The sequence below is a fragment of the Nonomuraea jiangxiensis genome (assembly GCF_900099965.1).
GTDB classification, from domain to species: domain Bacteria; phylum Actinomycetota; class Actinomycetes; order Streptosporangiales; family Streptosporangiaceae; genus Nonomuraea; species Nonomuraea jiangxiensis.
This window is the reverse complement of sequence record NZ_FNDJ01000030.1, coordinates 122736-129522: the sequence shown is the minus strand read 5'-3', so window position 1 is coordinate 129522 and position 6787 is coordinate 122736. Positions and strand designations below refer to the sequence as shown.

The 6787-nt window shown below is 66.8% G+C and carries 7 protein-coding genes and 1 pseudogene; 2 read left to right on the top strand and 6 right to left on the bottom strand.

The window, feature by feature from the left end; translation table 11 throughout:
• Positions 1 to 324, bottom strand: a pseudogene (locus BLS95_RS44070) (AraC family transcriptional regulator); the annotation flags it as partial.
• Between the two features lie 174 nt (positions 325 to 498).
• Complete coding sequence (locus BLS95_RS44065) at positions 499 to 879, bottom strand: nuclear transport factor 2 family protein (RefSeq protein WP_090945565.1); 381 nt, start codon at positions 877 to 879, stop codon at positions 499 to 501.
• A 691-nt stretch (positions 880 to 1570) separates the two neighbouring features.
• Between BLS95_RS44065 and BLS95_RS44055 the strand changes: the two genes are divergently transcribed.
• Entirely contained in the window at positions 1571 to 2506 is a 936-nt protein-coding gene (locus tag BLS95_RS44055; RefSeq protein ID WP_090945577.1) for a zinc-binding dehydrogenase, read from the top strand.
• A gap of 244 nt (positions 2507 to 2750) precedes the next feature.
• On the opposite strand, the gene BLS95_RS44050 is transcribed toward BLS95_RS44055, so the two are convergent.
• The 3 genes from BLS95_RS44050 to BLS95_RS44040 form a co-directional block, all read right to left on the bottom strand.
• Positions 2751 to 3227, bottom strand: a complete 477-nt coding sequence (locus BLS95_RS44050) for a GNAT family N-acetyltransferase (protein ID WP_143044136.1) — start codon at positions 3225 to 3227, stop codon at positions 2751 to 2753.
• A gap of 12 nt (positions 3228 to 3239) precedes the next feature.
• On the bottom strand, positions 3240 to 4184 hold the full coding sequence (locus BLS95_RS44045; RefSeq protein WP_090945562.1) for an NADP-dependent oxidoreductase: 945 nt from the start codon (positions 4182 to 4184) through the stop codon (positions 3240 to 3242).
• A gap of 154 nt (positions 4185 to 4338) precedes the next feature.
• A complete protein-coding gene (locus BLS95_RS44040) occupies positions 4339 to 5256 on the bottom strand; it encodes an NADP-dependent oxidoreductase (protein WP_090945561.1) in 918 nt (305 codons plus the stop codon).
• A gap of 338 nt (positions 5257 to 5594) precedes the next feature.
• On the opposite strand from BLS95_RS44040, the gene BLS95_RS44035 reads away from it, so the two are divergent.
• Positions 5595 to 6224 (top strand): TetR/AcrR family transcriptional regulator, encoded by a 630-nt coding sequence (locus tag BLS95_RS44035; RefSeq protein WP_218136274.1) that lies wholly within the window; start codon positions 5595 to 5597, stop codon positions 6222 to 6224.
• On the opposite strand, the gene BLS95_RS44030 is transcribed toward BLS95_RS44035, so the two are convergent.
• Positions 6214 to 6690 (bottom strand): TetR family transcriptional regulator C-terminal domain-containing protein, encoded by a 477-nt coding sequence (locus tag BLS95_RS44030; protein WP_176993707.1) that lies wholly within the window; start codon positions 6688 to 6690, stop codon positions 6214 to 6216. The two genes, BLS95_RS44035 and BLS95_RS44030, sit on opposite strands and share 11 nt — an antisense overlap.
• Between the last annotated feature and the right edge of the window lie 97 nt (positions 6691 to 6787).

Genomic DNA, 6787 nt, shown 5'->3' with positions numbered 1-6787 from the left:
GTCGAATCGGATGTTCTCCACGTACCGGGCCGGTGTCGTGGACAACTCGTCGTGGAAAAGCCGGGTGAGGTGCCGGGTGCTCACGTTGAGGTGTTTCGCGAGCTCACCGAGCGAGTGGTCCCCGCGGGGGTTCGCTGTCACCAAGTCGGTGATGCTGCGGAGAGCCGGCGAGCGGGGCGGCGGTCCTTGCAGCGGTGCCGAGAACTGGGACTGGCCGCCCGCGCGCTGCATGTAGACCACCAGGGCACGGGCGACGTCGCGCGCCACGTGGGGCCCGTGGTCCTCTTCGACGAGAGCGAGCGCCAGGTCGATGCCGGCCGTCACCCCTGCCGACGTGTAGCCGCTGAAGAGGTCGTGATGGACTTGAACCCGGCCTTCCTGAAGCGGAGGGCCGACGGGCCGTCCCATCCGTTGGGCATGATGAACGGGTTGGGGCCATTTCGACGAGATGTTCGTAGCGCGCCTCGACGCTGCAATGTCAGCTACGGCGGTGGCGGGTCAGGCGCCTGGGGCGATCGCACAGGCGGAGACGCAGACCCAGGTGCCCTCACGCTTCTGGTACACGTCCGTGTACAGAGCTTCCTGATCCGCTCCATTGGCGATCATGGTGTATGTCGCCCTGCCGTGGATCAGCGCAACATCGCCGAGGATGCGGATCTTGAATTCGCGCAGAACCAGATCCTTGAAGGGTCGGGGCTTGGCGATGTATTCGAGGTACTCCTCACGGTTCCGGGTGACACCCGGTGTCTGCACAATGAAATCTTCAGCGAGGAATTCACTGAAGCGCTTGGCATCGCTGGCCTGGTCCGAATGGTTGTAGTCAAGATTAAGTTGCTCGAGGATCGCCAGATCTTCGGCCGACTGCCTGGTGTCGTTCATTTCTCGCTCCTTCTTCATACGGTTCGGCGTTCACCGCAGCTTGGTTGTCGTTTCCGCGCGGTATTACGCGGTACTGGCGTGAACGGTTGTTCCGCCTGGTTGGTGTCAGATCCGTCGCACCGTCTTACTCCAGCATTGGCGCAGTCGGTTCCGCAGTTGGTGGCTCCTGTGCGCTCCGTCCGCGAGTTGCGGCGGGTGGCTGGTCGGACGATCCGACACCGGGAGCCATGGGACTATTTGGTCCAGATTAGAGGATCGCGGCACCGTTTGCCAAGCGTGTGCGCTTGATCCCGACCATCCCGAGCCTGCGGCCTGCCTCGATCATGGCGACGCCAGGGCGGGCGTCCTCTGACCTGTACTCATCCTCCAGCAGCGCTTCTGAGCACTCGCCTGGACCCTGGCGCCCTGTTTGCGATGCGGTGCGCGCCACTGACTGCCCCCCATGTGGACCGCCTGCTGGATATCATAGCCTGGACCATATAGTCCATATTGTGGTGCTGACGGTCTTCGAGGGCCTCATCCCCGCCTAGGTAGATAGACGGAGCGCTGAGCCGGAATCACCGCATCGCAGCTCAGCGCGATGACCTTGTACGAGCCGGCGGCCCCTGTGCGGCGACCTCGGTCCCGGTGTAGCCAGCCCCAAGACGAACTCAACAATGGCGGTCGCAGGATCGCCCGAAAGGAGTTGACCGTGCTCGCTCTAGTGGTGGACCACGACGTCCCGGCCGGGTTGCGGCTCGGCGAGACCACAGATCCTGTTCCCGCGCCCGACGAGGTGCTCGTCGAGGTACGCGCGATCTCGCTGAATCACGGTGAGCTGCGCGGCGCGATCTTGAACCACGGCGAGCTGCGCGGCATCGCCGATCAACCGGCGGGTTACGTACCGGGGTGGGACGCCGCTGGTGTGGTGCGCACCCCTGCGGCCGACGGCTCTGGGCCGCCCGCGGGCAGCCGGGTCGTCACGTTCGGACCGTCGGGTGCATGGGCGCAGCTACGGGCAGTCCCGGTCGCCGAGCTGGCGGTCGTGCCCGAAGAGGTGGACCTCGGAGCGGCCTCGACGCTCCCGGTCGCCGGAGTCACGGCGCTGCGCGCACTTCGCAGGCTCGGCTCCGTGACGGGTCAGCGGGTGCTCGTCACCGGGGCGTCCGGCGGGGTCGGACGATTCGCCGTGCAGCTGGGAGCGGCAGCCGGGGCGCACGTGATCGCCTCGGTCGGCAGCGCGGAACACGGGGAGGGCCTCGCCGAGCTGGGAGCGGCCGATGTCGTGGTCGGGCTCGACGGGATCGAACCGGGGCTGCACGGCGTGCTCGACAACGTCGGTGGCCCTCAGCTCGCCCAAGCGTTCGCACTCCTCGCCGTGGGCGCGTCGGTGCAGTCCATCGGCGCCACGTCCGGTGAGCCCACCGTGTTCGAGCCGTATGCGACCGTCGGGGAACTGCGCAGCCTGCAGTCGTTCCTGATGGGCGCAGAGCTGGCCGGGGACCTCGCCATTCTCGTCGGGATGCTCGCCGCGGGCCGTCTCGACCCGCAGATCGGTCGGCGCATGGACTGGAGGGACGTCGCCGGCGCGGTGGAGGCGCTCTTCGCCCGCCAGATCGCGGGCAAGGCCGTACTCGACGTGAGCTGACCGATCTGGACGCTGATCTCGGACTCGATGTCGTCGGAAGGCGAAGGAGACCGCGCCGACGGTGTGGCCGATGGCGAGATCGGTCACCTTCCAACGGCCGGGCGGCGGCTCGATGGCTGCGCTGTCTGCCCCCACCTGGAAACCAGATGCCGCATGGCAGCCATGTCCGGAGTGCGGTTCATGGCCGGCGCCAACCATCGGGCCACCTCACGGCCACCGAAGATGCTCAGGGCCACTTCAACCGTCAGTTGGCGCGTTCGCGCGGTGCGCGGTCGGGTACCGTCGCGCGGCCCGGGAAGCGACCGTCGATGAGTTCCTTGTATTCAGGGTGGTCGGCGATGTAGTCCGCCACGAAGGGGCAGTAGTTGGTGAGTCTCAGGCCTTGCGCTCGTAGGTCGTCCAGGGCGTGTTTGACAAGCCGGCTTGCGATCCCTCGGCCGCGGTACTCAGGCTCCACGATCGTGTGGCTGAACGTCACGCGTTGATCGCCTCGCTGCGTCTGGTAGACGATCATGCCGACAACCTGTCCGTCGACCACGGCATCGTACGATCCGCTGTCGCTGTTCTTCTGTACATTCATCTCGGGTTCCATTTGTTTTCCCCTTATGTGGTAATCAACGTGGACAAAGCAATCCCAAGGCTTGGCCACACGAGCCGACGTCCGAGTGGACCGGCTGCGGACGTCGCGGCTCGCCGTGCCGATCTGCAGCCCGGCGATCACGTCGCTGGGTCCTTACGGGCGAACGCGGATGATGGTCTTGCCCTTGGCCCGCTCGGTGGGGTTGAAGGCGGCGACGGCATCGTCGAGGGTTGCGATGTTACCGATGTTCGTCCGCACTCGTCCGTCACGCACCCGCCGGACGATCTCACTCAGTTGGGCGCGATCGGGCACGACGACGAAGTCGACCGCCAGGCCGTCGGCGGGCCGCGCTTCGGGCGGCCCGGCAATGGTCACCAGCGTTCCTCCGGCTCGAACCAGACCCGCGGACCGGTTCCCGATGCCTCCGCCGAAGATATCGAACACCAGATCGACTCCACCGATGTCTTCCAAGACGTCGCTCTCGAGGTCGACGAACTCCTGCGCGCCGAAGTCGAGCGCCGCCTGACGGCCGGCAGCCCGTCCGGTGCCGATGACATAGGCGCCGGCCTCGCGGGCGAGCTGCGTCGCCATCGAGCCGACTGCGCCGGCCGCACCGTGCACGAGGACGCTCTGCCCCGCCCGGAGGCGGCCGTGCTCGAACAGCCCCTGCCACGCGGTCAGGCCCGACATCACGACGCTCGCGCCCACCGTGAAGTCGACGTCGCCCGGGAGGGGTGCGAGGTTACGCGCCTCGACGACTACGTACTCCGCCAGCGTGCCGTCACGAGTCCAGTCCGTAAGACCGAACACCCGCTGGCCTACCGTCAGTCCCGTCGTGCCATAACTGAGGGCGCTGACCACTCCCGCCAGCTCGTGGCCAGGGATCGACGGCGTCCGGTCACGGCCGAGGCGGTCGGTCCAAGTCGAGGGCCACGACAGCTCATCCCAGGTGAATCCGGACGCATGCACCTCAACGACGACATCGCCGTAGTTCGCGCCCGAGAGGCCGGCGAGCCTGGCCGCCTGCGGTTCCGGCCGCTCCACCAGCTTCATCCCAGCCGTTCCGGCGACCTGGTCCGTCACCACGATCGCTTTCATGTGAATACCTCTCTGTATCAGCCCTCGCCTACATGGCGCCTCGGCTCTGCGTTACGCTCTGCGCCGACTCGACTAGCCGGCAACATCTTGTTGCGAGGAGAGCACCAAGCTCGTTGTGCCGATCTGCCGCCCGGCGATCACGTCCCCCGAGTCCTTACGGACGAACGCGGATGATCGTCTTCCCCTTGACCCGCTCGGTCGGATTGAAGGCGGCGACGGCGTCCTCCAGGGTCGCGACGTTTCCGATGACCGTCCGCAGTCGTCCGTCCCGCACCCGCTGGACGATCTCCTTCAGTTGGGCGCGATCGGCCTCGACGACGAAGTCGACCGCTCGGCCGTCGGCGGGCCGCGCTTCGGGCGGGCCGGCGATGGTCACCAGCGTTCCTCCGGCTCGAACCAGACCCGCGGACCGCCTTCCGATGTCACCACCGATGACGTCGAACACCAGATCTACTCCGCCGGCGTCTTCCAGGGCGTCGTTCTCAAGGTCGACGAACTCCTGCGCGCCGAAGTCGAGCGCCGTCTGACGGTCGGCGGCGCGTCCGGTGCCGATGACGTAGGCGCCCGCCTCGCGCGCGAGCTGCGTCACTATCGAACCGACCCCGCCGGCCGCACCGTGCACAAGGACGCTCTGCCCCGCCTGGACACGGCCATGCTCGAACAGTCCTTGCCACGCGGTCAGGCCCGAGATCGGTAGGCTCGCGCCCACCGTGAAGTCGACGTCGCCTGGCAGCGGCGCGAGGTTACGCGCCTCGACGGCTGCGTACTCCGCCAGGGTGCCGTCGCGAGTCCAGTCCGTGAGGCCGAACACCCGCTGGCCCACCGACAACCCCGTCGTGCCATAGCCGAGAGCACTGACCACTCCGGCCAGCTCGTGGCCGGGGATCGACGGTGTCCGGTCACGGCCGAGGCGGTCGGTCCAGGTCGAGGGCCATGTCAGCTCCCCCGGGGTGAATCCCGACGCATGAACCTCAACCAGCACATCGTTCCCCGCCGCCTCGGGTTGGGGTCGCTTCGCCAGCATCATCCCGGCCGTTCCCGCGGCCTCGTCCGTCACCACGATCGCTTTCATCCGGCACCCCCTGCATCCAGTCCTCGCCGAGTGTCTCTGAACATTTTTGGACTATATCGTCCATCATGGTAACAGTGCAGATGCGCCCCGCCATACGAGAACGCATCGCCAGGGCCGTTAGAAGCACTGCTCATCCCAACCACTGACGACTGGCGAAGGGCTTGCCGATCGATGCCATGTCAAACTGTTATGGACGTAATAGTCCTACGGTTTGTGGGCGACAACATTCTCACCGCGGAGAACCTCATCGCCATGTCCCGCCTAGGGACAGACCCCCGTGGCCGAGCGGGACCATGTAGTCCATGCGGCGGCTGTATTAAACAGGTAACCTGAGGACCGTGAGCAGGCCGGAGAACGCACAGCCGGGGCAGAGGCTGACGCCACGTGGGGCCGCCACTCGTGCGCGCATCGTGGCGGCCGCTGTCGAGCTGATGTACGTGAAGGGCGTGAACGCGACCACGCTGGACGACGTCCGGGCCGCAAGCAACACCAGCAAATCTCAGCTCTACAACCACTTCCCGGACAAGGAGGAGCTGGTCCGCGCCGTCGTCGCGGCGCGCGCCGCGCAGGTCCTCGAGCGTGAACGCGGCAACCTTCAGCGCTTGAAGTCGTTCCGCGGTCTGGTCCGCTGGCGCGATGCGCTGGTGCAGCGAAACGCGTTGCAGAACGGCGCCTACGGCTGTGCGCTTGGCTCGCTGGCCGGCGAACTCGCCGACCAGGACGACCAGGCCCGTGCCACGCTCGCCGAGTCATTCGTGGAATGGGAAGGACTGCTCGCCGCCGGCCTGCGGCGGATGCAGGAAAGCGGGGTGCTCAAGCCGGACGCCGACCCGGAGAAACTTGCCACGGGTCTGATGGCCGCCTTGCAGGGCGGGTACCTGCTCGCTGAGACCGCGCATGACATCAAGCCCATGGAGATCGCCCTCGATATGGCGCTTGACCACGTGAAGTCGTTCCTCACAGCGTGACGGCGTGTGCGCGGACGTAGCCAAGGGCTATGTCCAGGGCCACCTCCAACCGCCGCACGTCGCGGGTGGTGCGGGCGAGAAGCAGACCGCCCTGCAACGCGGCCATCAGGCTGGTCGCGAGCCTTTCAGGATCGGCATCCGCCGCGAGTTCGCCGCTTTCCCGGATGCGGGTGATTCCGCCCGCCAGGAGCGACTCCCATGCCGCGAGGCAGGCGCGAACCGCCGACCGTGCGGCTTCATCGCCGTCGGCGAGCAGCTCGGCCAGGTCACCCAGCGGACAGATCCCGTCGTCGCGCCTCTGCCCCAGGCGGACGACTTCGTCCCGCCATTGGACGAGGTCCCGTACCGAGTGCAGGTTGTTCGGCAAGGGTCCCTGAATCGCGAGCAGCCTACCGAGCCTGGCCTCGACGGCCTCCTCAGCCGGAGGCGCGTCGGCACGGCCGCCGTCCTGGCCATAACGGTCCACGAGGTCCACTATAGGCAATAACCATCAGGAACAGGCATCGACTATGGACTATATAGTCCTATTGTGGGACAGCGCGTCGCGACGGCCATGACAGCGT

Coding starts and splice junctions, on each gene's coding strand:
- BLS95_RS44045 (WP_090945562.1), bottom strand. CDS start 4,184: ATGAAAGCGATCGTGGTGACGGACCAGGTCGCCGGAACGGCTGGGATG.
- BLS95_RS44040 (WP_090945561.1), bottom strand. CDS start 5,256: ATGAAAGCGATCGTGGTGACGGACGAGGCCGCGGGAACGGCCGGGATG.
- BLS95_RS44065 (WP_090945565.1), bottom strand. CDS start 879: ATGAACGACACCAGGCAGTCGGCCGAAGATCTGGCGATCCTCGAGCAA.